Raw genomic sequence first — 26,987 nt, 5'->3', positions numbered from 1 at the left:
GCGCGCGATGAACGCACCGACTGCCAACGAAGACCTGCTCTACTCCGTCACGGACGGCATCGCGCGGATCACCTTCAACCGCCCGCAGGCCCGCAACGCCATGACCTTCGCCATGTATGACCGCATGGCGGAGATATGCCAGGAGATCAACGCCGACCGCGCGATCAAGGCGCTGATCCTCACCGGCGCCGGCGACAAGGCGTTTGCCTCCGGGACCGACATTTCGCAGTTTCGCGCCTTCAAGACGGCGCAGGATGCGCTTGACTACGAGGCACGCATCGATCGCGTGCTTGGCACGCTCGAGCAGTGCCGCGTACCCGTGATCGCGGCCATCGCCGGTGCCTGCACCGGCGGCGGCGCCGGCATCGCTGCCTGCTGCGACCTGCGCATCGGCACCGCGACCACGCGCATGGGTTTCCCGATCGCGCGGACGCTCGGCAACTGTCTGTCGATGTCGAACATCAGCCGCGTCGTCGCGCTGGTCGGACCTGCCCGCACCAAGGATCTGATCTTCAGGGCGCGTCTCGTTGAAGCGCAGGAAGCGCTGTCGCTTGGCCTGCTTACCGAAATCGTGCCTGATGTCGAGACGCTGCAGCGCCGCGCCGACGAGACTGCGAAGCTCGTTGCGAGCCACGCGCCGCTGACACTGGAGACGACCAAGGAAGCGGTGCGCCGTATCCGTCCGACGCTGTCGCGCGAACAGGGCGAGGACCTGATCCTCAAGGCCTATATGAGCGAAGACTTCCGCGAGGGCATGGACGCCTTCCTCAACAAGCGCACGCCGAACTGGAAGGGTCGGTAGCTCCGGCATCGCGGCTTCTACGCAAGGGCTCCCGTTTTTCTGCGGGGCCGCCGCGGTTGCAACCAATCTCATTCCAAAGTCATAAGCGGTGCGTCGCCGGGCGGCTTGAACCGGCCGGCGTTCGCCAGCACAATGCAGTTCGACTTTCGCTTCCGCGAATTGCCAATCCGAACAAGAACATAGAGAATAATCTGGAGAAGACACGCGTGGGACATGGAATGAAGGCCGCAATGACCGTGGCGGCCGCGCTTTGGGTTGCGCCGGCACTTGCCGGCTGGGAACCGACCAAACCCGTCGAGATCGTGGTGGCGGCGGGTGCGGGCGGCGCTTCCGACCAGATGGCGCGGATGATGCAGGCCGCGATTCAGAAGAACAATCTGATGAAGCAGCCCATGGTGGTCTCGCTCAAGGGCGGTGCGTCCGGCGCTGAAGCGCTGATGTACATGAAGTCGAGCGAGGGCGATCCGAACAAGGTGCTGATCGCCTATTCGTTGATCTACATGCTGCCGCTCTCGGCCAAGATTCCGTTCAACTGGCGCGAGCTGACCCCGGTCTCGGTGATCGCGCTCGACCAGTTCGTGCTGTGGGACAACAGTGCCGGCCCGAAGACGGTGAAGGAATTCGTCGAGGCCGCGAAGGCGGCGAGCTCGCCGTTCAAGATGGGCGGCACCGGCTCCAAGCGCGAGGACCACGTGTTGACCGTTTTCCTCGAGCAGAAGACCGGCGCAAAGTTCTCCTATCTGCCCTACAAGTCCGGCGGCGAGGCCGCGACCCAGCTGGTCGGCAACCACATCGAGTCCAACGTCAACAACCCGAGCGAAAATCTGGAAGTCTGGCGCGCCGGCCAGGTGCGTCCGCTGTGCGTGTTCGACAAGGAGCGCATCTCCTACACAGCTAAGGTCACGGACACGCAGTCCTGGGCGGACATCCCCACCTGCAAGGAAGAGGGCGTCGACGTCCAGTATCTGATGCTGCGCGCGATGTTCCTGCCCGGCAAGGTCACGCCGGAGCAGCAGGCCTTCTATGTCGAGCTGTTCCACAAGGTGACGCAGACGGCCGAGTACAAGGACTACATGGAAAAGCAGGCGCTGAAGCCGATCTTCCTCACCGGCAAGGACATGGTGCAATTCCTCGAGGAGGACGACGCTACCAACAAGTCGCTGATGACGGAAGCCGGTTTCGTCGCGAAGTAACTGCTCTTCTTTCTTCTCCCTCTCCCCGTTCTTACGGGGAGAGGGAGAATTGGCCGCACTCCGTCCCTGACAAAGCATGTCCCAAACCGATCTCGAAATCGTCGTCGACGATCCGGCCGCGCCCGAAGAAAATTCGCCGTCCGTCGCGAGCTCGGGCACGGTCGAAATCATCACCTGTATCCTGCTGCTCGCGCTCGCCGCCATCCTCGGCTATGACAATTGGCGCACCGGTGCGTCCTGGGATTCGACCGGGCCCGAGCCCGGCTATTTCCCGTTCTATCTCTCCCTCATTCTCGGCGGTGGCAGCCTCTACGGCCTGATCGCCGCGTTCCTCGCGCGCCGCGGGGCAAGCGAGACCTTCGTCACGCGCGCGCAGGCGCGCCGCGTGATGGCGGTATTCGTGCCGACGCTGCTGTTCTGCGTCGTGACGCAATTCCTGGGCCTTTATGTCGCGAGCTTCCTGCTGATTGCGGGCTTCATGCGCCTCGTCGGCAAGATCGCGATGTGGAAATCGCTGCTCACGGCTTTCCTGTTCACGGCGATCATGTTCGTCACCTTCGACATCGCCTTCGACGTCATCATGCCGAAAGGGCCGCTCGAAGCGGCGTTCGGCTACTAGGCGGACCCGCGATGGAAGCTTTCGGTCTCCTGCTTCATGGCTTTGCCGTCCTGCTGGCGTGGAAAACGCTCGTGCTGATGATGGTCGGGCTGGTGCTCGGCATCTTCGTCGGCGTGCTGCCCGGGCTCGGCGGCCCCAACGGCGTCGCCATTCTGCTGCCGCTCACCTTCACGATGGATCCGACCTCGGCGATCGTGATGTTGTCCTGCATCTATTGGGGCGCGCTGTTCGGCGGCGCCATCACCTCGATCCTGTTCAACATCCCGGGCGAGGCCTGGTCGGTCGCCACCACCTTCGACGGCTATCCGATGGCGCAGCAGGGCAGGGCGGCGGAGGCGCTGACCGCGGCGTTCACCTCCTCCTTCATCGGCTCGCTGGTTGCGGTGCTTCTCATCACCTTCCTCGCGCCGATGATCTCGTCGTTTGCGCTGAAGTTCGGCCCGCCCGAGTTCTTCGCGGTGTATCTTTTGACCTTCTGCTCCTTTGTCGGCCTCGGGCGCGAGGCCAAGCACAAGACCGTCATCTCGATGTCGCTCGGGCTTCTGCTCGCCGGCATCGGCATGGATACGGTCTCGGGCCAGCTGCGTATGACCTTCGGCTCGTCGGAGCTCTTGCGCGGCATCAACTTCCTCGTCGCCGTGATCGGCCTGTTCGGCATCAGCGAGATCCTGCTGACCATGGAGGAGCGGCTGGCGCTGCGCGGCCACGCCGCCAGCATTTCACTCCGGGTCGTGCTTGGTGTGTGGAAGGACTTGCCGAAATACTGGGTGACGTTGCTGCGTTCCTCCTTCATCGGCTGCTGGCTCGGCATCACCCCCGGCGGCGCGATCGCGGCGTCCTTCATGGGCTACAATCTGGCGAAACGCTTCGCCAAGGATCCCGAGAGTTTTGGCAAGGGCCGTATCGAGGGCGTGTTCGCACCCGAAACCGCGGCGCACGCTTCCGGCACTTCGGCGCTGTTGCCGATGCTGGCGCTCGGCATTCCGGGCTCCGGCACCGCTGCGATCCTGCTCGGCGGGTTGATGGTGTGGGGCCTCAATCCGGGGCCATTGCTGTTCGTCGAGCACAAGGATTTCGTCTGGGGCCTGATCGCCTCGATGTATCTCGGCAATGTCGTCGGTCTCGTGCTGGTGTTGACGACGGTGCCGATCTTCGCCTCGATCCTGCGTGTGCCGTTCGCCGCAGTGGCGCCGATGATCGTGGTGTCCTGCGCGATCGGGGCCTATGCGATCCAGAACGCGATGTTCGACATCTGGCTGATGCTCGGCTTCGGTATCGTCGGCTACGTCTTCAAGAAGATCGGCATTCCCTTGGCGCCGTTCACGCTTGCACTCGTGCTCGGCAACCGCGCCGAGGATGCGTTCCGCCTGTCGATGATCGGCTCCGGCGGTGATCTCAAGGTGTTCTGGTCAAACGCTCTCGTCGGCTCGATTACGACGCTGGCGATCGTCCTGTTATTCTGGCCGGCGATCGGTGGGCTGGTCGCCCGGATCGGGTTGACGCAACGGACCAGAGCGACATCGCGCTGACGCTTTGCGGCGTGAGCGCCGGGCTTTTTCGTGGGCTATCTCAAGCGAGATGCTCAAACCACCTTGGCGGCTCTGAGCTGTGCGATCTCGTCGCCGCCGAAGCCGAATTCCTTCAGCACCTCGTCGGTCTGCTCGCCGAATTCCGGCGGGCGTGCCACCATCCGGCTCGGCGTGCGCGACAGTGTCACGGGCTGGCCCACCAGGCGGATGTGGCGGTCCTCGTCATTGGGCACGTCCTGCGCGATGCCGAGATGCTTGACCTGCGCGTCGTCGAACATCTGGTCGATGGCATAGATCGGGCCGCAGGGCACGCCGGCTTCGTTGAGCTCGCGCACCCAGGTCTCGGTCGGCTTCGTCACCGTGCGCTTCTCGATCTCGGCGTTGAGCGCATCGCGGTTCTTGGAGCGGGCAGGGGCCGTCGCGTAGTCGGGATGATCGTAGAGTTCCGGCGCGCCGATCGCCTGCGCGCAGCGCTCCCAGATCCGTCCGCCCGTGGTTGCGATGTTGATGTAGCCGTCCGAGGTCTTGAACACGCCCGTCGGAATGCTGGTCGGATGGTTGTTGCCGGCCTGTTTGGCGACTTCCTTATCCATCAGCCAGCGCGCTGCCTGGAAGTCGAGCATGAAGATCTGGGCCTGGAGCAGTGAGGTCTGCACCCACTGGCCCTTGCCGGAGACCTCGCGCTCGAGCAACGCGGTGAGGATGCCGATGGCGCAGAACAGCCCCGCGGTGAGGTCGGCGACGGGGATGCCGACCCGCATCGGGCCTTGACCCGGCGCGCCGGTGATCGACATCAGTCCGCCCATGCCTTGCGCGATCTGATCGAAGCCCGGGCGCTTGTGATAGGGGCCGTCCTGGCCGAAGCCGGAGATGCTGCCATAGACGATGCGCGGGTTGATCGCTGCGACGCTCTCATAATCGATGCCGAGCTTCTTCTTCACGTCGGGGCGGAAGTTCTCGACCACGACGTCGGCCTTGGCGGCGAGGCGCTTGAACACGGCAAGCCCGCGCTCGTCCTTCAGGTTCAGCGTCATCGCCCGCTTGTTGCGGTGCAAATTCTGGAAGTCCGCCCCGCGCCGCGGGCCGCCCGGTTGCTCGCCGGCGGAATCCTCGGTCAACGCGTCGATCTTGATCACCGTGGCGCCCCAGTCGGCGAGTTGCCGCACGCAGGTCGGCCCGGAGCGGACTCGGGTCAGATCGAGCACGGTGAAGCGCGACAGGGCTTCCGAGGCATGCGGAAAGGGCATCTTGAATGGCTCCGGGAACAACTTGCGGGGCTACCATAGTGCCGAAAGATGATGCGGCAAGCGTCGACTGCCGCGCCAACGCACCGACCGGAGAATATCTCGTGGAACCCACCTTGTGCTCGTGATCGCGCTCACGTCCAGCTGCGTGCGGTTGGTGGTGACGTCGTGCCAGCCATAGGCGAGCGCGGCCGCGATATGGGCCGGGCCGAAATTGCGCCGGCCGTAGACGCTGGCCTGGAACAGGTCGGCGCAGCCCGTCGCGTCGCCGGTATGCTGTTTTGTCAACTGCTTTGCCCCGAGAAACGGAAAATTAACTTGGTAGCGTTGAACGTTCGGGTCTAATGGTGTGGTAACTTTGGGGCAAGCGTTCAGCTTCACTTTGCCCTCCCCTCGGAGCTGAACTCTAGTCGAGAGATAGCCGTTGAGATCGGACCCTACCCTGAATGAAGATCTGGTCTCCGACGATCCATTCTACACGGTCGTTGGTAATAGCATTCAGGGAAGTTACATCCCGGCGGGTTCGGCAGGCTCGGGATCTGGAGGGACGACGCCCGGCTCGGTCGTGTCGGTCACCACTGGCGGCATCACAATCAATCTCATTCTCGATGCCGCTGCGCAGGCTGCGCCGGCGAGCTTCAAGGACGGCCTGCAGCAGGCGGTCGCGATCCTGGCGGCCAACATTACCGACAAGATCACCGTTAACATCAATATCGACTACAGTGGCACAGGCGGTGGTGCAGCGGCCGGACCCGACAGCGGCCTCTACGAGAATTATTCGTGGGTCCACTCGCAGCTGGTGAACCACGCCAGCTCAGGCGACACCACCTTTAACAGCCTCCCGAGCGGGACTGCGATCCAGGGACAAACCAACGTCGCGGCCTGGAATGCGCAGCTGAAGCTTTGGGGTGTCATTGGTGCCAACGACACAACGACCGACGACGCCAGCGCGTATTTCTCAACCGACATCAATCCAAATCAATTAGTCGGTGTCGCGCTGCATGAACTGACCCACGCCATGGGCCGCGTGCCCTATGGCTCGGCGCCCGACGTGTTTGATTTCTTCCGTTTCACAAGCCAGAACGTCCGCCTTTTCCAGGGCGGCGCCACCGCGCCGGCGGCGTATTTCTCACTCGACAACGGCGCGACCAAGATCGCGGATTACGGCCAAAGCTCCGACCCGAGCGACTTCCTGAACAGCGGCGTGCAGGGGCCGAACGATCCCTTCAACGAGTACTACAGCGGCAGCACCACTCAAGGGCTGACATCGGTCGACCTGAAGCAGCTGGATGCTCTCGGATTTCACCTCGCCATCAACAATCCGATCGTGATCGAGTCGTTCGGCTCGACGAGTGTGGTGCAGATCGGAAACTACTATTACCTCGATCCCGTTGCCGGGGGGACCGGGCCGGAGTTGAAGTACGGTGGCAGCCCGTTGTCAGCCGCATCGTTGAATGGCTGGACGGTCATAGGCGCCGAGCAGACTTCCGGCGGCTATGAGGTGGCGCTGCATTCGCTGAGCGCCGATCAGTACACGGTCTGGACGACCGACAGCAGCGGCAATGTGGTCGGCAATGCAACCGGCGGGATCGTGTCGGGCGCAAGCTACGCGCTGGAGTCGCTCGAGCCGAGCTTTCACCAGGACCTCAATGGCGATGGGCAGATCGGTGCGTCCAGCACGGTGATCGAGTCGTATGGTTCGACCAGCCTCGTGAAACTCGGCGACAATTTCTTCCTCAATCCTGTGTCGGGCGGCACCGGGCCGGAATTGAAGTTTGGCCCCAGCCCGTTGTCAGCCGCATCGTTGAATGGCTGGGCGGTTATCGGCGCCGAGCAGACCTCCGGCGGCTATGAGGTGGCACTGCATTCGCTGACCGCTGATCAGTACACGGTCTGGACGACCGACGGCAGCGGCAATGTGGTCGGCAATGCGACTGGCGGGGTCGTGTCGGGCACGAGCTACGCGCTGGAGTCGCTCGAGCCCAGCTTCCATCAGGACCTCAATGGCGATGGGCAGACCGGCGCGCCCAGCACGGTGATCGAGTCGTATGGTTCGACCAGCCTCGTGAAACTCGGCGACAATTTCTTCCTCAATCCTGTCTCGGGCGGCACCGGGCCGGAATTGAAGTTTGGCCCCAGCCCGTTGTCAGCGGCATCGCTGAATGGCTGGGCGGTTATCGGCGCCGAGCAGACTTCCGGCGGCTATGAGGTGGCGCTGCATTCGCTGAGCGCCGATCAGTACACGGTCTGGACGACCGACAGCAGCGGCAATGTGGTCGGCAATGCAACCGGCGGGATCGTGTCGGGCGCAAGCTACGCGCTGGAGTCGCTCGAGCCGAGCTTTCACCAGGACCTCAATGGCGATGGGCAGACCGGCGTGCCCAGCACGGTGATCGAGTCGTATGGTTCGACCAGCCTCGTGAAACTCGGCGACAACTTCTTCCTCAATCCTGTTTCGGGCGGCACCGGGCCGGAATTGAAGTATGGCGCCAGCCCGTTGTCGGCCGCATCGTTGAATGGCTGGACGGTTATCGGCGCCGAGCAGACCTCCGGCGGCTATGAGGTGGCGCTGCATTCGCTGAGCGCCGATCAGTACACGGTCTGGACGACCGACAGCAGCGGCAATGTGGTCGGCAATGCAACTGGCGGGATCGTGTCGGGCGCAAGCTACGCGCTGGAGTCGCTCGAGCCCAGCTTCCATCAGGACCTCAATGGCGATGGCCAGACCGGCGCGCCCAGCACGGTGATCGAGTCGTATGGTTCGACCAGCCTGGTGAAGCTTGGCGACAACTTCTTCTTCAATCCTGTTTCGGGCGGCACCGGGCCGGAATTGAAGTACGGCGGCAGCCCGTTGTCAGCGGCATCGTTGAATGGCTGGACGGTTATCGGCGCCGAGCAGACCTCCGGCGGCTATGAGGCGGCACTGCATTCGCTGACCGCCGATCAGTACACCGTCTGGACGACCGACAGCAGCGGCAATGTGGTCGGTAATGCAACTGGCGGGATCGTGTCGGGCGCAAGCTACGCGCTGGAGTCCCTCGAGCCAAGCTTCCATCAGGATCTCAACGGCGATGGAGCGACGGGCGTTGCTACGGCACCGGCACCTCAAACAACTCCGGCGACGCAGGTCAATGTTGTCTTGGCCCATCTATTGGCTAGCCATGACCTGATCCAATAGTTCCAACACGGCCGGCTGCGTCGTCTGCGCCATCCGGCCCTCCAGGCCGAGCCGGCTGCGTCCTTTTGTTGGAAGTCGACGCAATCACTACCGAGCGGTGCCGGCGAGAGGCTGGAATCCTGCCGCCTATCTCCCGGGAAAGAGGTTTCAAATTTCCCGTTTTGATTTGATCGGGGTTGAAGGCACAGGGCATCGGAACTAGTTTGCCGGCTTGGTGCTTCCGCGGCGCCGGTGGCGGATGGTCTTTGAGCTTGTCGTACCAGGATCAACGGCTCTTGGGCCAGGAAGGTTCTGGGTTTGACCGACGCGCAAAGTGATGTGGCAGGCAACACAGGAGAGACTGCCGGGCCAGGCGGTGGCCGCCTGCGTCGCCTTGTCTGGGGCTGGTCTGCAAATCTTATCCAGATGGGGCTGGGGCTGACGCAGCAATTGCTGTTGATCCCGGCTTTCCTGCATGTCTGGAGCGGGGACGTGCTCGCGGCGTGGCTCGCCATCTATGCCGCAGGCGGGCTCGTGGTCGTGGCGGATGCGGGGTTGCAGCTTCGTGCGATCAACCGGTTTCTCGGCTTCAGGTCCTGTGCCGCCGCCGACGGGCGCACCGCGTATTTCTATCGGGCCACGCTGCGGATCTACCTCACCCTCGTCGCAGGTCTCGGCGTGCTCCTGTGCGCGGCCGTCCGTCTCGCGCCACCTTCCGTGGTGCTCGGTTTTCAGGCGACGCCGACCTTCGATGCCGCGATGCTGGTGATGACGCTGGGCATGATCCTGGGCTTGCCCGCCAACCTCGCCTCCGGCCTGTATCGTGTGCGCGGGCAGTATGGTCGCATCGTCTGGCTGCAAAACGCCGCCCTGCTGCTCGGCCAGCTCGCGCAGCTTGTCGCGCTATTCATGTTCGGAAGCCTGCTCGCGGTGGCGATCGCCTTCGTGTCGATGCAGCTGCTGTTCACGGTCTTCGTCGTCGCCTTCGATGCGCCGCGTCTGTTTCCGTTCCTCCGGCGGACCGCGAAGCCGGGTCACGTCGCGCCGTCGTGGCGCTGGGGCATTGGTCAGCTCGGCCGTGCGCTGCCCTTTGCAGTCGCCAGCTTCACCGAGCTCGCGCTCGTCAACGTTCCGGTCCTGCTCGTCTCCGCGCTCGTCGCCGACCGCGTCGCGGTGGCGCAATGGGGGCTGACCCGCGTGATCGCGAGCCTGGTGCGCGGGCTGTGTCTTCAGCTGACTTTGCCGTTCGGCGCCGAGCTCGGCCATGATTACGCGATCGGCGACAACGAGCGGCTGCGCCGCCACTATGCCTATGGTTCGGTTTTCGTGACGGGGCTCGCCTGCCTGGTCGTTGCCGGCATGCTGCCGTTCTGGCCCGACTTCTTCGCGCTGTGGACCCATGGCAGCATTCCCTATGATGGTCCGCTGGCGGTGACGCTGCTGCTCGGCTCGGCTGCGGTCGCGCCCTCGCTGCTGGCGCTGGTTTTTGCCAGTCACAGCAATCGCGGTGAGCTTTTGATCCGGACCAAGGGCCTCCAGCTCGTCGTCTTCCTGGCGCTGTCGTTCGCGCTGATCCCCCGGCTCGGACCGCTCGGTGCCGCGTTTGCCGTGGTCGCGAGCGACATCCTCATCCAGTTCGGCCTGCTCGGCCTGGTGATCATGCGTCAGACGCTGCATGGGCCATTCAGGCACATTGCATTCCTGCTGCTCATGGCGGTCGCCATCGTGGCGTCGGGCTGGCTGATCGGGACGACGATCACCGCGCTCGTGCCGGGGAGCGGGCTTGCACACTTCCTCGCCGAATGCGCGGCCTGGCTGATCGTGTTTGGCGTGCTTGCAAGCCCGCTTGTGAGCACGACGGTGCGTGAGCGGCTGATGGCGCTGGTTCCGGCGTAGAGTGGACTAGACTAACGCGGCGTCAGCGCCAACCGGTGCTTCAGCCGTTCCAGACGGCGGGCGAATTCCGCCTGGCCAGCCTTGGTCTCCTCGGCAAATTGTGCGAGCCGCCGGTGACCGGCCTCGCTCAGACGCGCGCGCGTGCCTTCGGTGCGGAGATTGACGATGGCGTCCGCGAGCGAGTTCGGGTCGTCATAGTCGAACAGGATCGCGGCGTCTCCGGCCTGCACCTTGAAGGCCTCGGGATAGATCACGGGTGTACCCACCGCCCATGCTTCGAGCGGCGGAAGGTTGGTCGGGCCAAAAAAGCTGGGCATCGCCAGTGCCGCGGCGCCACGGTACAACGCGCCCAGTTCGGAGGATTCGACGAAACCGATGATCGAGACTTGCTCCGATAGTCCATAAGCCTTGATCGCCGCAACGATCTTGTCGCGACCGCCGCGATCCGAGCCGCACAGCACCACTCGTTCGGTGATGCCCCGTTCGCGCAACAAAGCGATCGCGGCGAGCAGCGTGATGTGGTTCTTGTGCGGCCAGAATTGCGCCGGATAGAACAGATAGCCCGGCTCAAGCCGGTATTTTGCCAGCACGGCCGCATCCGCGGCGGCATCGGGCACGGACTTGCTCACATAGGTCGACGGCGAGAACGGAATGCAGATCGCGCGCTCCCGCTCCATGCCGTAGCGGCGATAGAGAGCCTCGGTCAATTCCGGCGTATTGATGATGACCATCGCCGCCTTGATGCTCGCGAGGCCGAACAGAAGTTCACGCCGTTCAAATTCGCCAAACGTCCTGACCTCCGGAAATTCGGGCGTGTCGCGATGCGAGCCGTCGAAGATCGTGATGATGAATGGCAGTTGATAAAGCAGCAGATGACGTTTCGATGTCGAGGTGAAATGCACGACATCGATCCCGTCGCGGATCAGGGCTCGCTCGAAAGCCGACCGGAGCTCCAGCCCGATCTGGACCAGGTCGAACGGCCGGCAATATTTCAGGAACAGGAAGACGTAGTCCAGTAAGCCGAATTTCAGCAGGCGCGCCTCGACCCCGAACTCCCTCACGATCTCCAGAGTTCGCGGGTAGGGCGAATAGACCACGATCTCGTTGCCGGAGCCGGCAGCCCAGTCGCGCAGCCATAGCAGGTCGTTCAGAGGCTGCTGGAATCCGCCGCCGACCTCGAGCGCCTGCTCCAACATGACGGCAAGTCGCAACGGTCTCATGATGGGACGCTTCTCTTCGCGATCCGAGGGCGGGCCATGGTCTTCCGGAGATGATCCATCGCGTCGTCGGTCACGACAGAATCTCCTTCAGCGCCTCTGCGGAGCGCGCGATCTCGTCGTCGGTCAGGGCAAGCCCGCTCGGCAGGTAAAAACCGCGCCGGGCGATGGTTTCCGCATTCGGATGGGATTCATCGAGCATCAGCCCCATCCGGCGCAGCACCGGCTGCTCGTGCATGCACCAGAAGAACGGCCGCGTGCCGATGCCCTTGTCGCCGAGGCGGCGCATCGCCTCCCTGGCGTCGAACGGGACCTCGTCGCTCAGCACGACGCCGTAGACCCAGTAGATGTTGTCGGCGTAGTTGGTGCGGGCGACCGGGCGGCGGATGCGATCGATGCCGGCGAGGTGCTCGTCATAGAGCCGGCCGATCCGGCGCTTGAGCTCGACCGTGCGCGGCAACCGCTCGACCTGGGCGACGCCGAGCGCGGCCTGCAAATTGGTCATCCGCGCGTTCCAGCCGAGCTCCTCGTGCACGAAGCGCTGCTGCGGCTGGAAGCAGAGGTTGCGATAGCCTTGCAGCCGATCGGCGAGCGCGTCGTCGTCGGTGAGGATCATGCCGCCTTCACCGGTGGTGACGTGCTTGTTGGGATAAAAGCTGAAGGTCGAGACATCGCCGAAGCTGCCGCAGGGTGCACCGCGATAGGTCTGGCCGTGCATCTCGGCGGCGTCCTCGATCACCTTCAGATCGTGCTTGCGGGCAAGCGTCAGGATCGGTTCGAGATCGACCGGCAGGCCGTAGATGTGGACCAGCATGATCGCGCGCGTGCGCGGCGTGATCGCAGCTTCCACGCCCTCGGCCGTCATGTTCCAGGTCGCGGCATCGCAGTCGACCCCGACGGGAACGAGGCCGGCGCGCACGATCGCCGCCGCGCAGCTGATGATCGTGAAGGTCGGCATGATGACCTCGGAGCCTTCCTCGATCCCGAGGGCATGGACGGCGATGTCGAGCGCGACAGAGCCGTTGGTCACCGCGATGCCGTGGCGCCGCCCGGCCGCCTCCGCCATCGCCTGCTCGAAGCGCTTGATGAAGGGACCCTCCGACGAGATCCAGCCGGTCCGAATGCATTCGGCGAGATAGTCGGCTTCGTTGCCGTCGAGCAGTGGCGTGTTGACGGGAATGAACGGCGCGGTCACGGATTGGGGCCCTTGATCCGGATTTCGGAGGGCGCGGCCTCGGGAAACCGGGTCTTGTCGTTCTCGCCGGAATAGGGGCCCTGCTTGATCTCGAACATTTCGAGCGGCTCGAGCACGTGGAAGCCGTGGGCGCCGCTGCACAGCAGGATGATGTCGCCCGCGCCGAGCACGCGGCTCTCCAGGTATTTTTCGTCCGTCGTGTAGAAGTCGACCTGGAGCTTGCCCTTCTGGATCAGCAGGACTTCCTGGGTGTAGTGCACCTCGCGCGTCACCTTGTTGTGGCGATGCGGCTCGATGCTCTTGCCCTTGGGATGGCTCATGAAGGCCAGCTGTTGCGACAATTCCGGCGTCGAAAAGAAGTGGATACCCGGCTCGCGAAACGAGGCGCGCACGATGATCGCGTAGAGCTGGTCGCCGAATCGAACATGTTCGACGTGTTCCATCCTGAGCCTCGACAAAAAGTGCTGTAATTAGAGTGACATAGCGTCAGCGCCGGGCACTTTGGCCATTTTGGCCGGGACCGTCAAGGGTTGAGCGGAAATACGACCGAGGCGGACGTTGCCGCCTGGATTTACGCGACGAATGCCAGGATATCTTCGACGCGGCTGCGAAACGTGTGGGCGGCAAATGTTCTGGCCTGTCCCGCCCGGGCGGTGGACAGGCGTGCCGCGTCGTCGGCGAGATAGCGCTCGATCATCGCAAGGCAGTCCTCGACACTGCGCCAGGCCACCACCTCGTTTTCGGAGAACAGGGTGTGGAGGTTGTCCTTGAAGTCGGTGAGCAGGAACGCGCCGACGCCGGTCGCCTCGAACAGCCGGGCATTGCCGGCCTCGCGGCCCGCCATGTCGATGTGCGAATTGAGCGTGACGCGCGAGGCGCGCAGCGCCTGGTACATCTCCACGCCCCACACTTCGCCCTGATAGCAGCGGTGCAGGGGCGAGGAGGCGGGGAGGGTGTGCAGGCCGCTGCCGAACAGTTTCAGATCGTAGCGACGCGCCACGGCCTCGAGTTGCGCGACGCGGATCTGGTGGTCCGCCGACACGGCGCCGACGAAGGTGACGTCGAAGCTTTGCGAGGGCGGCGGCGGCAGGACGTCGAGGATCTCGGGCTCGAAGGCGAGGTGGACCACTTCAGCGCGCGCGCCGTGCCTGCGGAAGAACTCCACCACATGGACCATCTGGGAGATCATGAGATCGTAGACCGACCAATCCTCACCGTGCGAGGGCGAGATGCCCACCTGGCCGATCATGACCGGGCGGCCGATTCCCTTGATCCGTCGCGCCAGACGGGTGTCGATATGAAATAGATCCTGGTTGAGCACGAGATCGGGCTTGAAATCCTCGATCTGCGCCAACAGGACATTTTCCGCCTCCGCATCGAGGCGCGGGCTCAGGCCAACCTTGCGTGCGAGCGGTCTCAGCATCGGTTTGAACGGGGCGACGGCGCGGTGCAGCCAGGATGGAATGGCATCGCGCGCGACCGTGCCCGGTGGCGGCGGCGGCGTGACCGCGAGGCCGTGCTCGCGCGCCCAGGCCGCCTGCATCCAGACATTGTTGACGTGGATGTCGGCCGCGACGTGTCCGAGCCTGGCGAAGTTGCGGGAATAAAAGTCGGCAACGCCGAACATGCTGGCGTTCCGGGCCGTCATCTGCGCGCCGTAGCCGGCGTTCCCTAGCCCGGCATGACGCCGGTAGAGCCAGGAGAGAAAGCGCGGATAGTCGGCGTTGAGAATCAGGATGCGCATGTCGTCACGGCTTCGGTTCGAACAGGCTGCGGGGCATCACGTACCAGAGCAGGAACAACAGGATAAGGCCGTGGGTGAGCAGGGCGACCGAGAGCGGCACATTGAGCAGGATGTGCGGCAGCACGCCTGACGACATCAGGATGAAACGGGGCGGCAGGCCCGCCGCGGCCCTGTTGCCGAGCGCCAGCACCAGGCCTGATGCCAGCGCGCTCACGGGAGCGAGCCAGAGACCGACGGAAGCGACGCCTTCGGTCGCAAACAACGAGGCGTTCAGGTTACCCAAGCCGTAGGTGTTCTGCATCACGACGGCAATTGGCTCCTGGTAGGGGCAGTGCATCAGCGGCTTGAGGACGGATATCTGACAGAACCAGGTCAGCGGGTGGCCGGCGAAGAAATGGTTGTAGATGTCGAGCGCGCTGGATGGGGTCGCGATCATCCTGATGTTGATGAGGTCGAACATCCGTATGCGGGCTGCGTCCGCTATCGGATAGAAGGCGGTATGATAGACGGATGCCAAGCTGATCGATGTCAGGATGACGCCGGCGAGCATCGGAAGGAAAAGCGTCAGAAGTATCGAGGTCCGCGCTGCGAAGATACGAGAAAGGACGGCTAACCCGATGATCCAGACCGGCGTGAAGAAAGCGAATTTGGTCAGGGTGATGGGGTAGAGCAGCAGAAGCAGGACCAGGATCAGCGCCGCTCGCCAGCGATATCCAAGCAGCCAGTAGCAGGCGAACGCAAAGGGCAGCAATGTGCTGGAGACCCAGCCCAACAGGTATCGCAGCGCGCCCGGAAATTCGAGTGAATCGCGGTAGTCGTAGATCTGCGCGATCGAAACCGTGCGGAAATTGTAGGTCGAGGCGACCACGATGGTGCCGATGGAGACCACCAGGATCAAGGTGAGCAGATGCTCGAATTGGGCCGCGCGTCGGCGTGACGATTTGCCGAAATGGCGCCTGGGTGAACAGCGCGGGCAGCAGAAACAGCACGAGCGACAATGCTGCCGAAAGCCCTGCGAGCAAACGCGGGTAGCTGTAGTCGGAGAACACGACGATCCAGAGGAAGCCCAGGATCATCGTGTAGAAATAGAACCCGGCGAAATAGCCGAAGCTGAAGCGCGCAACGGCGAACAGCAGCGATACCACGGAGAAGGCGAGTGCGACGGCGACCGCGATCCAGAGACGCTCGTCGCTGAAATGGATGTAGGACTGGACGGTCGCGACCTTGATCAGCGACAGGCAGGTGACGGCGCTGTGCAACAGCAACAGGATCGTCAATGCACTCTTCGAATCCAGCCGGGATCGGATATCTCCTGTGAAGCCGGACATTGCCTTCATGGCCGACGGCGCGCTGCGGTCATGGGCGTAGCGAGCCGGCTCAGGCGATTTCAAGCGCATGCTTGAAATAAGCGATCGTCTCCTTCAGGCCGTCCTCGAGTGCAACCTTCGGCTGCCAGTTCAGCGCCGCCTTCGCCTTGGCGAGGTCGGGCTGGCGCTGACGCGGGTCGTCCTGCGGCAGCGGCTTGAACACCAGCTTGGAGCGCGAGCCCGTGAGCTTGATGACTTTCTCGGCGAGCTCGCGGATGGTGAACTCGGAATTGTTGCCGAGATTGATCGGGCCGGTCACGTCCTCGTCCGTCGCCATCAACCGCATGATGGCCTCGACGAGATCGTCGACGTAGCAGAAGGAACGGGTCTGGCCGCCGTCGCCGAACACGGTGATGGGCTCGCCCTTGAGGGCCTGGACGATGAAGGACGATACCACGCGTCCATCATTGGGCTGCATGCGCGGACCATAGGTATTGAAGATGCGCGCCACCTTGATTGGCAGGCCGTGCTGGCGCCAATAGTCGAAGAACAGCGTCTCGGCGCAGCGCTTGCCTTCGTCGTAGCAGGAGCGGATCCCGATCGGGTTGACGTTGCCCCAATAATCCTCGGTCTGGGGATGGATCAGGGGATCGCCGTAGACCTCGCTGGTTGATGCCTGGAAGATTCGCGCCTTGAGCCGCTTGGCGAGACCCAGCATGTTGATCGCGCCGTGCACCGACGTCTTGGTGGTCTGTACGGGGTCGCGCTGGTAGTGGATCGGGGAAGCCGGGCAGGCCAGGTTGAAGATCGCGTCGACCTCGATGTAGAGCGGGAAGGTGACGTCGTGCCTGACAGCCTCGAACAGCGGGTTTGCGATCAGATGGGCGATGTTGCGGCGGCTGCCCGTGAAGTAATTGTCGGCCGAAACAACTTCGGCCCCGGTCGCGAGCAGCCGCTCGCACAGATGCGAACCGATGAAGCCGGCGCCACCGGTCACGAGGATGCGGCTCGTCTTGTAGCTTTCAAACGGCATGTATCGGGTTCCAACTAAGTCTCGGGACGGCCTTGTGCGATGGGGCCGCCAGAGTGGTATCGGCAACGGCCGGAGTAGCCAATAGCCAAGTCGCCAGCGGGGATGAGGTATTTTAATACCTGAATCTCGCGGATCGCCCGGGATGGGCAGCCCGGGGCTAGAATTCCCGCCTCTTTAGCCACGCGCGCGCGCCCCAATGGCCGAAGCACCAGGCCGATTTGACGAGCGGCAGCTTCTCGACGTTCCGGTAGATGTTCCAGACCCATTTGGCTGACCGCATCGGCCGGCTGGAGACCGAGGAGCCCCTGACGCGGTAGCGCGCCAGATCCTCGTTGAGGCCGTGGGCGAGGTGGCCGCGCCTGAGGATCGAGAGCCACAGGCAGAAATCGTCATAGCCCTCGTCCGTCATCGCGACGGGCCCCGAAATCTCGCGGTCGACCAGAGCCGTCAACGTCGCAATCGAGGTGTTTTTCAGCAGCTGGTCATAGCTCAACTGCGGCGGCACCTCGATCAGCCGGCCGGACATGGTGTTGGCCTCGTCGATGCGGCGGAACGCGGTGTAGCTGAGCGCGGCGCGCTTTTCGCGCGCGAAGGCGAGCTGGCGTTCGAGCTTGGCGGGGAGCCAGAGATCGTCGCTGTCGAGGAAGGCGAGATAGCGGCCCTGAGCCTGGTCGATCGAGGCCTGGCGCGCCAGTGCGGGGCCGCCGTTCTTCGCCTGCCGGATCAGCTTGACCCGAGGGTCGCGCGTGCCGATGGCGGCGATGATCTCGGGCGTCCGGTCGGTCGAGCAATCGTCCGTGATCAACAATTCCCAGTCGTCGAAGGTCTGTGCCTGCACCGAATGAATGGTTTCCTCGATGAAGCGCTCGACGTTCCAGGACGGCATGATGATGGAGACGAGGGGCATCGCGTGATCCGTTCAGTCCGCAGCCGCGGTGTCGACGACGGCGCTGCGCAGCGAGGCCGCGAAAGTGTCGAGCAGCTTGGGATCGCTGATATAGAGCTCGCCCGGATACGACCGTCGCCAGGCCGCCTCGAAATAGGGCGCTGTCGCAGCCGGATCGAACGCCCCGGCGGCAAGCGCCTCGCGCAGGCGTGCCGGCACGTCACGCAGGCGGTCGGCGGTGGTGATCAGCGGGCACGAACCGTAGAAGGCATCGCCCATCACCACGACCGGCTTGCCGAGCAGCAGCGCTTCGGCGCCGGACTTGCTGTTGACGGAGATCACTGCATCGGCGCGGTTCAGCACAGTGTAGTTGTTGGTGTGCGGCGGCAGCAGCACGAAATTGTCGAAGCGGCGCGCCAGTTCGAGCAGGCGATCGGCCGCAATCGCGCCGATCTGGGCGGGATGCTCTTTCGCGACCAGCACATGCGAATCCGGAATCGTCCGCAGCAGGAAGTCGACGGTCGCGATCTGGTCCAAATAGTCAGGCGAGCGCAGCGTCAGCGCCATGTCGGCCGGCACGTGGAAGGGATAGTACACGAAGCGATTTTCCGGAATCGGGCGGTACACCTTCTTCAGCCGCGTCGCGTTGACGGCCATCACGGCGTGCACGCGGGCATGGCGCAGATTGTGGCCGAACTCCTGATGCTTGCCGAGCGCGAACTGGTCCCAGAGCTTTTCGGCAAGACGGCGCGAGTTGCGCAGATTGAGGACCTTCTTGAACGCCGCCGAATAGTGATGCTGGTCCTTCTTCGGGATGACGATGGCCTGCTGCTTGAGGGTATCGTCGAGATAGGCGCGCACCTCAGGCGAAACCGCTTCGGCAGGCCGAGCCATCACCTGCGGCGCGGCGAGGCTGTCCGGCGTGAAATACATCCGTCCGCGGAAGAACGACGGTTCGATGAACCAGTTTCGTATGCCACGGCGCTTGGCGGCATAGAAGCTCGAGATCACCGACAGGAAGCCGCCCAGCTCCTGGACCAGCACCGCACGTTTGCCTTCTGCTTCAAGCCGGTCGAGCAGCGCTTCCATGGCATTGGCGTAGATCATGAAGCGGCGGCGCAACGCGGCGGTGTCGCGGATGCCGAAGGTGAAGCGCTCGTGGCTGAACAGGAGATTGCTGCCGTCGAGGCCGTAACTTGCAATGCGTGCATCGAAGGCCTTGGCGTCGCCGGTCGATGCGCCGGTCCGTTGACCCTCGCGGTACATGTTCGTGACCGGAACGCCCGCGGCCTCCGACATCTCGGCGCTGCGATCGTCGAAGGCGAGCAGTTCGACCTCGTTGCCGGCCGCGCGCAGGCGCTGCGCCACCGGAATCCAGAACCGGGTCTGGTATTCGGCGAGGGTCGTGATCAGGATTGTCTTGCCGGCTTGCATCGGTGGCGAGAGCGCTTTGTGTGGGGAGGGCGAGCGTTTCAATCGGTGCGGGGGCGCACGCATCGGAACAAGCGGGCCAATATCGCAACTTGGCCCAGCTCACAACCTTCACGATGGAGCGATTCTGCGCGCAACGAAGGGCGGCAAGACAGCGCGGGTTCCGCGCGCGCCGCCAGGCCGGTCGGAAGCGCGGTCATGCTGCACCCGGTCGTTTTTCGACCGCGATGCTGGCGAGCGGCAAGCCCGTAGTCGCGCAGCGCGCTCGCGCCGCAACGATGCGCACCGACGCGGCATGATCGTGCCGCGCGATGCGCTCCAGCAGGCTCGCGACGGCGGCGGGCGCGATGCGCTTGTCGCGGCGGGCCGGATTGACCCGGGCCCGCAGGTTCTCCGTCACGGCGGAGCCCAGCACCAGGCTGGCAGCACCCTTGGCGATCTGTCCGAGGCTCGGATTGGAGCGGGCGCCGTTGAGGGCGCTCGCGAGTGACACGTAGCGTCGGTTCGGGCGCTCGCTGGTGAGAACCTCGGCCACGCGGTCGGCCGCGAGGCCGTCATTGCGGTGGAAGAACGCCTCGACATTCTCGGCGTGGACGCGGGCGAAGTCGAAGGCCCTGGTTTCCCTCTCGATATCGTCGACCACCGCCAGCAACGCATCGAAGGAATCCACCGCACGGCTGACGCGGGCCGGCAGCGAGGCGTGTCCTGCCGTCACCGGCGTGTTGAGGTATTCCAGCTGGATCGGCAGCTTGCCCAGCAGCACGGACTCGACCGCCGTACCGCAGTTGAGATGGATGATGGCTGCGGCATTGCGGATGCGGTCGAGCACGCTGCCGCTGCCGTCGACGACGACGTTGGCGTGACCGGCGACCGCGTCGCGGTAAACCTGCTCGCTCTCGAAGGGATGGGGCCGGATCAGGATCGTTTGATCCGGCCGCGCTGAGGCGAGCTTGCGGACGGCTTCGAGATAATTCGCGAACACCATCTTCAAGTCGGCCAGGAAGCGGTCGATATAATCCGCGTCCCAGCCGGCGCGGACCATAGTGTCGCGCTCGGCGCCCGGCTTGTTGCTGAAGCGCGAATTGACCAGCGGGAAATTGGCGTTCACCAGCAGATAGCCGCGTGGCTCGCCGTCGAGCAGCGCGCGCCAGCGCGGCGCGGCAAAGTCGAAGCGCGGGCAGCCGGTGAGATGCAGTTGCTGCGGCTTCATGGTGGCGGCATCGTTGAACGCCGCGTACAACCGGCTGCCCCAGAAGAAGTAGCCCGACAGGATGTCGGCATAACCGCTGCTGCGGACATAGGCGGCCATCGCCGGCGGCGAATTGCCGCCGGTGTCGGCGAGCACGCCGCCTTCGGTGTCGAGCACGTAAAGCGGAAGCCCGGCCTTGGCGAAGTTGCGCATAAGGTCGAGATTGGCGTCGCGCGCATAGTTGACGACGAGCGCATCGAGCCCGAGCCGGGGCACGTCGACCGCCTGCTCGTACATCGGGACGATGACGACGGACGCGCCGCGCAAAGCGAGCTGATAGGCGAGCAGCACGGCCCCCGGCAAATCGCGCTTGGGGTGGTCGACCACCAGTCCGACACGCATGATCGGGTTCCTGTCTGGATCGATCAGAGCCGCATCACCGCGCGCTCGAGGTCCGAGAGCGGGCCGGCGGCGCGGAAGCGCGGCGCCGGTTCGGGATACATCCGCGGCGGCTGGATGAAGGTCGCGGTGTAGAGCAAGCGCGTGCGGTCCGAGTGGATTCGGCTGCCCATGTGGAGGGCAGCGCGCGGTGTTGACAATGAACGACGTCAGTCGCGGCGCAACCAGCTCCTTCACCGCCGAGCGGTCGACCTTGGCGAACACCTTGTCGTCGCTCATGTGGCTCTTGATGGTGTTGCGGAACGGCTTTGATGACGGCGCCGGGATAAAGGTCAGAGGTCCGTCGGCGGTGTCGCGCACGTCAGTCAGGTAGATGAAGAGTTTGCAGACGCGCTTGTCGTCGTGATCGAGATGCCAGAGCTGCGAATAGCTCAGAGGCTTGTCCGGCGTCGGCTGCGACAGGGTCAGCAGGACATCGGAGAGCTGGGGCAGATCATGCATGAAGTCGCCGATGATGCGCAACGCTGCTGGTTGCAACGCGTAGCGAACGAAGGCATGGTCGACCGGGAACGATCCGTTGACGAGATCTTCGTCCAAAAGACTCACCCAGAACGATTTGTGTCCGAGCTGCTGCTTGCCAGAAAGTTCGTTGAGGCGGCTCACCTTGTCGTCGGCGACTGCGGCGACGGCTTCTGCACGGCTGCGGTCCACCAGCGAGGAGACGTCGACATAGCCGTCCCTGTCGAGCTTGCGGCTCGCCTCGCTCCATTCAGCCTTCGTGGGAAGTTGCTTCAGGAGTTCGAGGCGCCGCGCGCGCGCGCCCGGCTGTAGCGAGGTGAGGGCCGCCTTGGTGACCCAGCCGAGATCGGTCCGGTTGATGTGCCACAACAGGCGGCGAAACTGGCTGATCTTCTGCTTCTTCGAAGTTTTCACGCCGGCATCGATGGTCGTCATAAGGGGTCGCCTGATCGCAGGAAAGAAGGACTCTTTAACCTCATGGCGCAGCCTTTTGCTACCCTAAAGTGTTGCCGGCGAGACACCTTTTCGGCCGAAATAGGACCGCCCGAGACCGGCAACCACGCTGCGCTGTTCCTGGCTCAAGACCAGGAAATACTGTGCTCCCCATATGGCGGCGCAAAACGCGACCATCAGCGTCGCCAGGGTCCCGATTCCCGCGCTGGGCGCAAAATGCAGGACGACGGCGAGAAGAAGTGCACCGATCAGGAGGATCGCCCAATGGGTCAGGATCGCGAACCAGAACCGCCGCGGGTCGATTTCGAGTTCCCTGACGAAAATCATCAGCTGCCAAGGGACGATCGCGGCGGTTCCGATCGTCTGTCCGAGAATGAAAGCACGCTCGGCCAAAAAATGCACGGCCGCAAGGGTGACCGCCGCAAAGATCATCAGATGGATCAACATCAGCATGTTCAGCCGTGCCTGAACCTTGGTACGGGTCATAAAGAGCGTGTTGCCAAAGATCACGTATTGAAAACACATCGTGACGACGAACATCAGGCCCATCCAGTGGGCGAAAGGAACGATCTGTGGCCCGATCCAGATCTGCATGATGGCGGGTGACATCACCGCGGCCGCGACAAAGGGCGGTACGGTCACGATCGGCAGCATCATGATGCCGGCTTCGCCAAATCGATTGAATTGCCGGTGGTCGTTGCGCTGATCGAGCCGGCTCACGACCGGAAGCAGCGCGGACGTGAGTAGACTCGCGACCACCTTGGCGAGGCGCGGGATTCTCACGAGCGTATCGTAAATGCCCACGCTTTGCGGGCCGAGGTAGATACCGATCAGAAAAGGCTGAATCGGCGCGATAATGCCGCCGATCAACTTGCCCTGCATGACGAGGATGCAGCGCGTCATCACCTCTCGGCTGACCGTGGATGCGGGCATGGAGAGCCTGATCCGCGTGCGGCTGAGCGCGGCAATCGAGGCGCAAAGCAGGATCACCGCGCGCAACAGCGCGGCGAGGAGGAAACAATAGGTCACTGCCTCGTAGGGTTGTCCCGATCGTGCGGCATAGATAGTGGCGCCGACGTAGAGAAGGGTGGTCAGGAACTCGCAGATCCGCAGCAGCCCATAGCGTTCGAAACCCTTGACGATGCCTTCCCACACCAAGGCGGGGAAAAGCAGGAGATTGCTGGCAGCCGTCGCCAACAGCATATTGGCGAAGCTCCCGGCGTGAGCCGTTTCGACCTTGAATTGGGCGACGATCAGCGGCACGGCCAGCCAAATCGCAAGGCTCAGCACAAACCCCAGGAGCAAGGAAACCAGCGTCAAAAACAGGATCTGGCTGCCGCCCAGTCGCCAGTCGCGATGTTCCCTGGCACGCGCCACGACTTGCGTGGTCACTTCAGGCAGCCCGAAATCGATGATGCCGATCAGGCCCGAGGGCAGGAAAAGGCGGGTGAGGACGATCAATCCAAACTCCGCAACGCCCCAGGTGCGGATGATGATGGGAATGACGACGACGCCCAGGACCGCGACAAGACCGAAGACGATCGCGGACACGACGGTATTCTGAACCAGGCGCTTCAGCATGGCATTGGCCAGGTCACCACGCGCTCAGCCCGCCATCGACGGCGATGTTCTGGCCGGTCACGTATGACGCCGCATCGGACACCAGGAACAGCATTGCGCCCACCATCTCGTCGGCGCGCGCCATGCGGCCGAGCGGGATACGGGCGCCATAGCGCTGCCTGAAGGCTTCGTTCTGTCCGCTCTCGACCCCGCCAGGGGTGAGGGTGTTGACACGAACGCCCTTGGCCGCCCAGTAGGTCGCCAGGTGCTTGGTCAGGCCGATCACGCCAGCCTTCGAGGCCGTGTACGCCGCGGGGGTATTGATGGCACGTCCGAGATATTCGGAGCCTTCGTAGATGCGCTGGTCGGGCGCCATCAGCCCGTAGATCGACGCGGTCTGCACAATCGCGCCGTATCCGCGTTCGGCCATCAGCCCGCCGAATACCTGCGCGACGTTGAACATGCCCTCGAGATTGACCGACATGATTTCTCGCCAGGTTTCCTGCGAGAATTTCTCGACGGGCGCGAAGAAAGCGTCGACGTCGCGGGACTTGCTGGCGGCATTGTTGAGCAGGATCGAAACCGGTCCAAGATCGGTTACAATGGCGCTCGCAACGTTGCGCACCGCGTCCGGTCGGGTAATGTCGCAGGCATAGCCCCTGGCGCGGCTGGAATGGCGTGATGCGATCTCGGCGGCGGCACTTTCCGTCGCCGTCTGGTCGAGATCGACGAGCGCGACATCGGCGCCAAATTCCGCGAGTCCATCGGCGAAACGGCGTCCGAGAATGCCGCAGCCGCCGGTGATGACCGCCGTGCGGCCGGTGAGGTCGAACAAGGCCTTGAAGCTCGTTGCCATCGCTTTGTCCTCAAGCCTTGAGCCGTTGACGGAGCAAGAGCTCCACCAACGCGAAATCGAGATCGGAATCGATGTCGACCGAACGTTCTTCCGGCATTTCGAATAGCTGGGTGTCCGAATAGAACACCGCCGGATGTTTCAGGAACGGCTCGACACGCCAGACGTAGATTGACGCATTCATGTCGAAGCAGCGCGGCGCGTCCTGGCGTCGGACAATCGGATGATCGGCGGATTTCGACAAGCCGACGCTGCCGTCGGCGCGCTGCTCGACCAAATTGAAATAGGGCGAACGGCGCGCCGGCGCGCCGGTGATGACGTTGCGCGCTCCGGACCGTTGCAGCAGATTCACGGCGCCGGTGATGTCGGAGGCAAGGCGCAGCGGCGAGGTGACGTCGAGGTCGACGAAGATTTCCGGCATCTTGCCGGTGCGAGCGATCGCCTGTTCGAGGCAGTGGCGGATCGCGGGTAGCTTCGGGGCGGTGTCGGTCGCCATCTCGTCGGGACGCCTGATTGCGATGTCGGCGCCGGCCGTCAGCGCAGCCTCGAGCAGCGCGTCGGAATCGCTGCTGAAGGCGATCGTATCGAACAGCGCAGTCTCGCGTGCCTGTGCGATGCTCCAGGCGAGCACTGGCCTGCCCATCAGATCGCGGGAATTTTTGCCCACGACCCCCTTCGAGCCGCCGCGCGCGCAGATCGTGCAGATTAGACTCATGGCGAGATCCAGCTCTCCGAGTGCAGCGCGCGTTCGCTGGCATCGATCAGGTGCATGACGCCGCGCGCTTCCGGCAGAGAGCAAGCCGGGCTCGCGCCACGCATGGCGGCTGCGTGCATGTCGCGATAGCTCTGGTCCCGCTCGCTGGCGATGTCCGTTGCCTTGCCGTTGACCGTCAGGCGGCTGCTCACGAAGTCGGCCTCGATGGTGTCGTTGTCGAGATTGACTCGGATGCGGCGGATGCCCTGGCGGTCCAAATAGTCCATGTGGACGTGAACCGATTCTGCTCGCTGCATGTCGAGCAGGAGATCGAGGTGATCGTCGACGTCGATGCCGCGTGCCCCCGACGCGCCGCCAAGCGCCGCGACGCGGTGCCACGGGCCGAACAGCCACAACAGATAATCGAGCTCGTGACTTAAATCCCTGAGCACGCCACCGCCGGCATCGGCGGTTGCGGAGGCCGTTGTGCGATGATCGCGGCCGGGCCGCCAATCTCTGATGTCCTGTCCGACATAGGCCGCGACGGTGATCGCCTCGCGCCCTGCGAGATTTTCGACGAGCGCAGTCATTACCGGGTGGAAGCGAAGATTGTAGCCGACGCTGACATGGGCAAACGGGTAATCGGGCACGGGCGCGGCTTTTGCGAACAACGGCTTCTCGACCAGCACAGATCCGCGAAAGCCAGCCTGTGCAAGCGCCAGCAAATCGCCCGCGTGCCGCGCGGTCTCGGTGGCGACGACCGCGTAGTCGGGGCGCATCTGGGTGACTGCGGTCTCGATGGACTTGTAGTCGCCGCCGTCGCGGCGGCTCACGGTTGCCACTTGCAGACCGAGTTTACGCAGCACCCCGGCGTGGCGGAGTCCGATCGAGCCCAGGCCAATCACGACGGCGGTCCCGGAGGTCACAGGAAGACCTCGTGAAACTCCGCATGCGCCTGTTCGAAATCCTCCATGCGGCCAATATCGAGCCAGTATTCGCGGATCGGATAGACTGCGACACGTCCCTTGCTGGCCATCACACGCTCCAACACGGCGGGCATGTCCACCCGGACGCCGGGTTCGACATGGCGAAACACCGAGCGGCCGATCACATAGATGCCGGCGCTGACGAACCAGCTCTCCGTCGGCTTCTCGCGGATGGTTTGTAGATAGCCTTCCGACGTCGATACCACACCGTAGGGCACGTGCACCTTGTGCTCGCGTACCGCCATTGTCGCTTCGGCCGGCATTCCGTTGTGAAAGTCGAGAAGCGCGCCGTAATTGATGGTGGTGAGGATGTCGCCATTTGTGACGACCATCGGCAGGTCCGGCGGCGCCGGCAACAGCCCGAGAGCGCCGGCGGTCCCCAGGCGCTCCGTTTCATGGACATACTGGATGTTCGCGCCGAAAGCAGCGCCGTCGGCAAAATGGTCCCTGATCAGGTCGGCCTTGTAATTGACCGAGATGAGGATGTTGCCGAAGCCCTGCTGCACGATGTTGCGCACGATGGTTTCGAGCAGCGGGCGGCCGCCCACATTGAGCATCGGCTTCGGTACGTCCCGCGTCAGCGCACCGAGACGCTCGCCGAGTCCGCCGGCCATGATCAAAACCGGGTTCGGATAGTGGCGCGCCTCGAGCAGATCATCGAGCGTCTCGACCAGGACCAGGTGGCCGCCGTCGTCCACGAGCGGGAGCTGCTTGATCGATTTTTGCCGCATCAGATGCAAACGGTCGTCGCGCGACAGCGTCGACGGCGCCGATACGGGCGCGCGGTTCATCACGTCGGTCGCAAGTCCCGTGAGCGAAATGCCGCGAAGCAGGCCCCGCCGGACATCGCCGTCCGTGACCACGCCAAGCAGGCGATTCTGGTCGTCGAGCACGAGCGCAATCTGAATGCTGCCGCTTTCGATCGCAGCAATGGCCTCGCCCACAGTCGCCTGCGTTCCAACGATGGCTCTGCGCCAGGATTTCATGGCAATCTGCCTCGTATACGCCGGACTTTTTTAAGGGCGACCCGCGGGTGATTGAGCTATATCGCGGCTGGGCGGGGCGGCGTCAACCCCAAGGG

Annotated in this window: 23 protein-coding genes; 7 read left to right on the top strand and 16 right to left on the bottom strand. The window is 63.7% G+C overall.

Annotated elements, in window-relative coordinates; translation table 11 throughout:
• Positions 1 to 7 precede the first annotated feature (7 nt).
• The 4 genes from ACVW16_RS07535 (at position 8) to ACVW16_RS07520 (ending at position 4,143) form a co-directional block, all read left to right on the top strand.
• On the top strand, positions 8 to 802 hold the full coding sequence (locus ACVW16_RS07535) for an enoyl-CoA hydratase/isomerase family protein (RefSeq protein WP_456704705.1): 795 nt from the start codon (positions 8 to 10) through the stop codon (positions 800 to 802).
• A gap of 218 nt (positions 803 to 1,020) precedes the next feature.
• Positions 1,021 to 1,995 (top strand): Bug family tripartite tricarboxylate transporter substrate binding protein, encoded by a 975-nt coding sequence (locus ACVW16_RS07530; RefSeq protein WP_456735793.1) that lies wholly within the window; start codon positions 1,021 to 1,023, stop codon positions 1,993 to 1,995.
• A gap of 76 nt (positions 1,996 to 2,071) precedes the next feature.
• Entirely contained in the window at positions 2,072 to 2,614 is a 543-nt protein-coding gene (locus ACVW16_RS07525; RefSeq protein ID WP_456704703.1) for a tripartite tricarboxylate transporter TctB family protein, read from the top strand.
• A gap of 11 nt (positions 2,615 to 2,625) precedes the next feature.
• A complete protein-coding gene (locus ACVW16_RS07520) occupies positions 2,626 to 4,143 on the top strand; it encodes a tripartite tricarboxylate transporter permease (protein WP_456738766.1) in 1,518 nt (505 codons plus the stop codon).
• A gap of 53 nt (positions 4,144 to 4,196) precedes the next feature.
• Here the strand turns inward: ACVW16_RS07520 and ACVW16_RS07515 are convergent, their stop codons facing one another.
• Together ACVW16_RS07515 and ACVW16_RS07510 are read right to left on the bottom strand one after the other, a co-directional pair.
• The gene (locus ACVW16_RS07515; RefSeq protein WP_456738765.1) at positions 4,197 to 5,390 is read right to left on the bottom strand and encodes a CaiB/BaiF CoA transferase family protein; all 1,194 of its coding nucleotides are present in this window, start codon (positions 5,388 to 5,390) and stop codon (positions 4,197 to 4,199) included.
• A 30-nt stretch (positions 5,391 to 5,420) separates the two neighbouring features.
• Positions 5,421 to 5,768 (bottom strand): hypothetical protein, encoded by a 348-nt coding sequence (locus tag ACVW16_RS07510; protein WP_456739100.1) that lies wholly within the window; start codon positions 5,766 to 5,768, stop codon positions 5,421 to 5,423.
• Positions 5,769 to 5,811: 43 nt separating this feature from the next.
• Here ACVW16_RS07510 and ACVW16_RS07505 point away from each other — a divergent pair, with 43 nt between their 5' ends.
• Together ACVW16_RS07505 and ACVW16_RS07500 are read left to right on the top strand one after the other, a co-directional pair.
• On the top strand, positions 5,812 to 8,565 hold the full coding sequence (locus ACVW16_RS07505; RefSeq protein ID WP_456738764.1) for an NF038122 family metalloprotease: 2,754 nt from the start codon (positions 5,812 to 5,814) through the stop codon (positions 8,563 to 8,565).
• A gap of 297 nt (positions 8,566 to 8,862) precedes the next feature.
• A complete protein-coding gene (locus tag ACVW16_RS07500; protein WP_456770132.1) occupies positions 8,863 to 10,440 on the top strand; it encodes a lipopolysaccharide biosynthesis protein in 1,578 nt (525 codons plus the stop codon).
• An 11-nt stretch (positions 10,441 to 10,451) separates the two neighbouring features.
• On the opposite strand, the gene ACVW16_RS07495 is transcribed toward ACVW16_RS07500, so the two are convergent.
• The 5 genes from ACVW16_RS07495 to ACVW16_RS07475 form a co-directional block, all read right to left on the bottom strand.
• Complete coding sequence (locus ACVW16_RS07495) at positions 10,452 to 11,660, bottom strand: glycosyltransferase (protein ID WP_456738762.1); 1,209 nt, start codon at positions 11,658 to 11,660, stop codon at positions 10,452 to 10,454.
• 70 nt (positions 11,661 to 11,730) lie between these two features.
• The gene (locus ACVW16_RS07490; protein WP_456738761.1) at positions 11,731 to 12,852 is read right to left on the bottom strand and encodes a DegT/DnrJ/EryC1/StrS family aminotransferase; all 1,122 of its coding nucleotides are present in this window, start codon (positions 12,850 to 12,852) and stop codon (positions 11,731 to 11,733) included.
• On the bottom strand, positions 12,849 to 13,295 hold the full coding sequence (locus ACVW16_RS07485) for a hypothetical protein (RefSeq protein ID WP_456738760.1): 447 nt from the start codon (positions 13,293 to 13,295) through the stop codon (positions 12,849 to 12,851). Before ACVW16_RS07485 ends, ACVW16_RS07490 begins: the two co-directional genes overlap by 4 nt.
• 128 nt (positions 13,296 to 13,423) lie before the next feature.
• Positions 13,424 to 14,596 carry a CgeB family protein gene (locus ACVW16_RS07480; RefSeq protein ID WP_456738759.1) on the bottom strand — a complete coding sequence of 391 codons (1,173 nt, stop codon included), beginning with the start codon at positions 14,594 to 14,596 and terminating at the stop codon, positions 13,424 to 13,426.
• 4 nt (positions 14,597 to 14,600) lie between these two features.
• Positions 14,601 to 15,494 (bottom strand): hypothetical protein, encoded by an 894-nt coding sequence (locus ACVW16_RS07475; protein WP_456802329.1) that lies wholly within the window; start codon positions 15,492 to 15,494, stop codon positions 14,601 to 14,603.
• Between ACVW16_RS07475 and ACVW16_RS07470 the strand changes: the two genes are divergently transcribed.
• Positions 15,475 to 15,999, top strand: a complete 525-nt coding sequence (locus tag ACVW16_RS07470) for a hypothetical protein (protein ID WP_456802328.1) — start codon at positions 15,475 to 15,477, stop codon at positions 15,997 to 15,999. The genes ACVW16_RS07475 and ACVW16_RS07470 overlap by 20 nt on opposite strands.
• Here the strand turns inward: ACVW16_RS07470 and ACVW16_RS07465 are convergent.
• The 9 genes from ACVW16_RS07465 to ACVW16_RS07425 form a co-directional block, all read right to left on the bottom strand.
• Positions 15,974 to 16,936, bottom strand: a complete 963-nt coding sequence (locus ACVW16_RS07465) for a UDP-glucuronic acid decarboxylase family protein (protein WP_456738758.1) — start codon at positions 16,934 to 16,936, stop codon at positions 15,974 to 15,976. The two genes, ACVW16_RS07470 and ACVW16_RS07465, sit on opposite strands and share 26 nt — an antisense overlap.
• Positions 16,937 to 17,093: 157 nt before the next feature.
• Positions 17,094 to 17,843, bottom strand: a complete 750-nt coding sequence (locus ACVW16_RS07460; RefSeq protein WP_456738757.1) for a glycosyltransferase family 2 protein — start codon at positions 17,841 to 17,843, stop codon at positions 17,094 to 17,096.
• Between the two features lie 12 nt (positions 17,844 to 17,855).
• Positions 17,856 to 19,256 (bottom strand): capsular polysaccharide export protein, LipB/KpsS family, encoded by a 1,401-nt coding sequence (locus ACVW16_RS07455; protein ID WP_456738756.1) that lies wholly within the window; start codon positions 19,254 to 19,256, stop codon positions 17,856 to 17,858.
• 193 nt (positions 19,257 to 19,449) lie between these two features.
• Positions 19,450 to 21,795, bottom strand: a complete 2,346-nt coding sequence (locus ACVW16_RS07450; protein WP_456802327.1) for a surface carbohydrate biosynthesis protein — start codon at positions 21,793 to 21,795, stop codon at positions 19,450 to 19,452.
• 63 nt (positions 21,796 to 21,858) lie between these two features.
• Positions 21,859 to 23,394 carry an oligosaccharide flippase family protein gene (locus tag ACVW16_RS07445; RefSeq protein ID WP_456738753.1) on the bottom strand — a complete coding sequence of 512 codons (1,536 nt, stop codon included), beginning with the start codon at positions 23,392 to 23,394 and terminating at the stop codon, positions 21,859 to 21,861.
• Between the two features lie 13 nt (positions 23,395 to 23,407).
• Complete coding sequence (locus tag ACVW16_RS07440) at positions 23,408 to 24,229, bottom strand: SDR family oxidoreductase (RefSeq protein ID WP_456738752.1); 822 nt, start codon at positions 24,227 to 24,229, stop codon at positions 23,408 to 23,410.
• A gap of 10 nt (positions 24,230 to 24,239) precedes the next feature.
• The gene (locus tag ACVW16_RS07435) at positions 24,240 to 24,941 is read right to left on the bottom strand and encodes an acylneuraminate cytidylyltransferase family protein (protein WP_456738751.1); all 702 of its coding nucleotides are present in this window, start codon (positions 24,939 to 24,941) and stop codon (positions 24,240 to 24,242) included.
• Complete coding sequence (locus tag ACVW16_RS07430; protein ID WP_456738750.1) at positions 24,938 to 25,846, bottom strand: Gfo/Idh/MocA family protein; 909 nt, start codon at positions 25,844 to 25,846, stop codon at positions 24,938 to 24,940. The genes ACVW16_RS07435 and ACVW16_RS07430 overlap by 4 nt, the downstream gene beginning before the upstream one ends.
• Positions 25,843 to 26,892, bottom strand: a complete 1,050-nt coding sequence (locus ACVW16_RS07425; protein ID WP_456738749.1) for a nucleotidyltransferase family protein — start codon at positions 26,890 to 26,892, stop codon at positions 25,843 to 25,845. Before ACVW16_RS07425 ends, ACVW16_RS07430 begins: the two co-directional genes overlap by 4 nt.
• Positions 26,893 to 26,987: the final 95 nt, after the last annotated feature.

Source organism: Bradyrhizobium sp. USDA 4474 (genome assembly GCF_054057515.1).
This window is presented reverse-complemented; position numbering and strand designations above follow the sequence as displayed.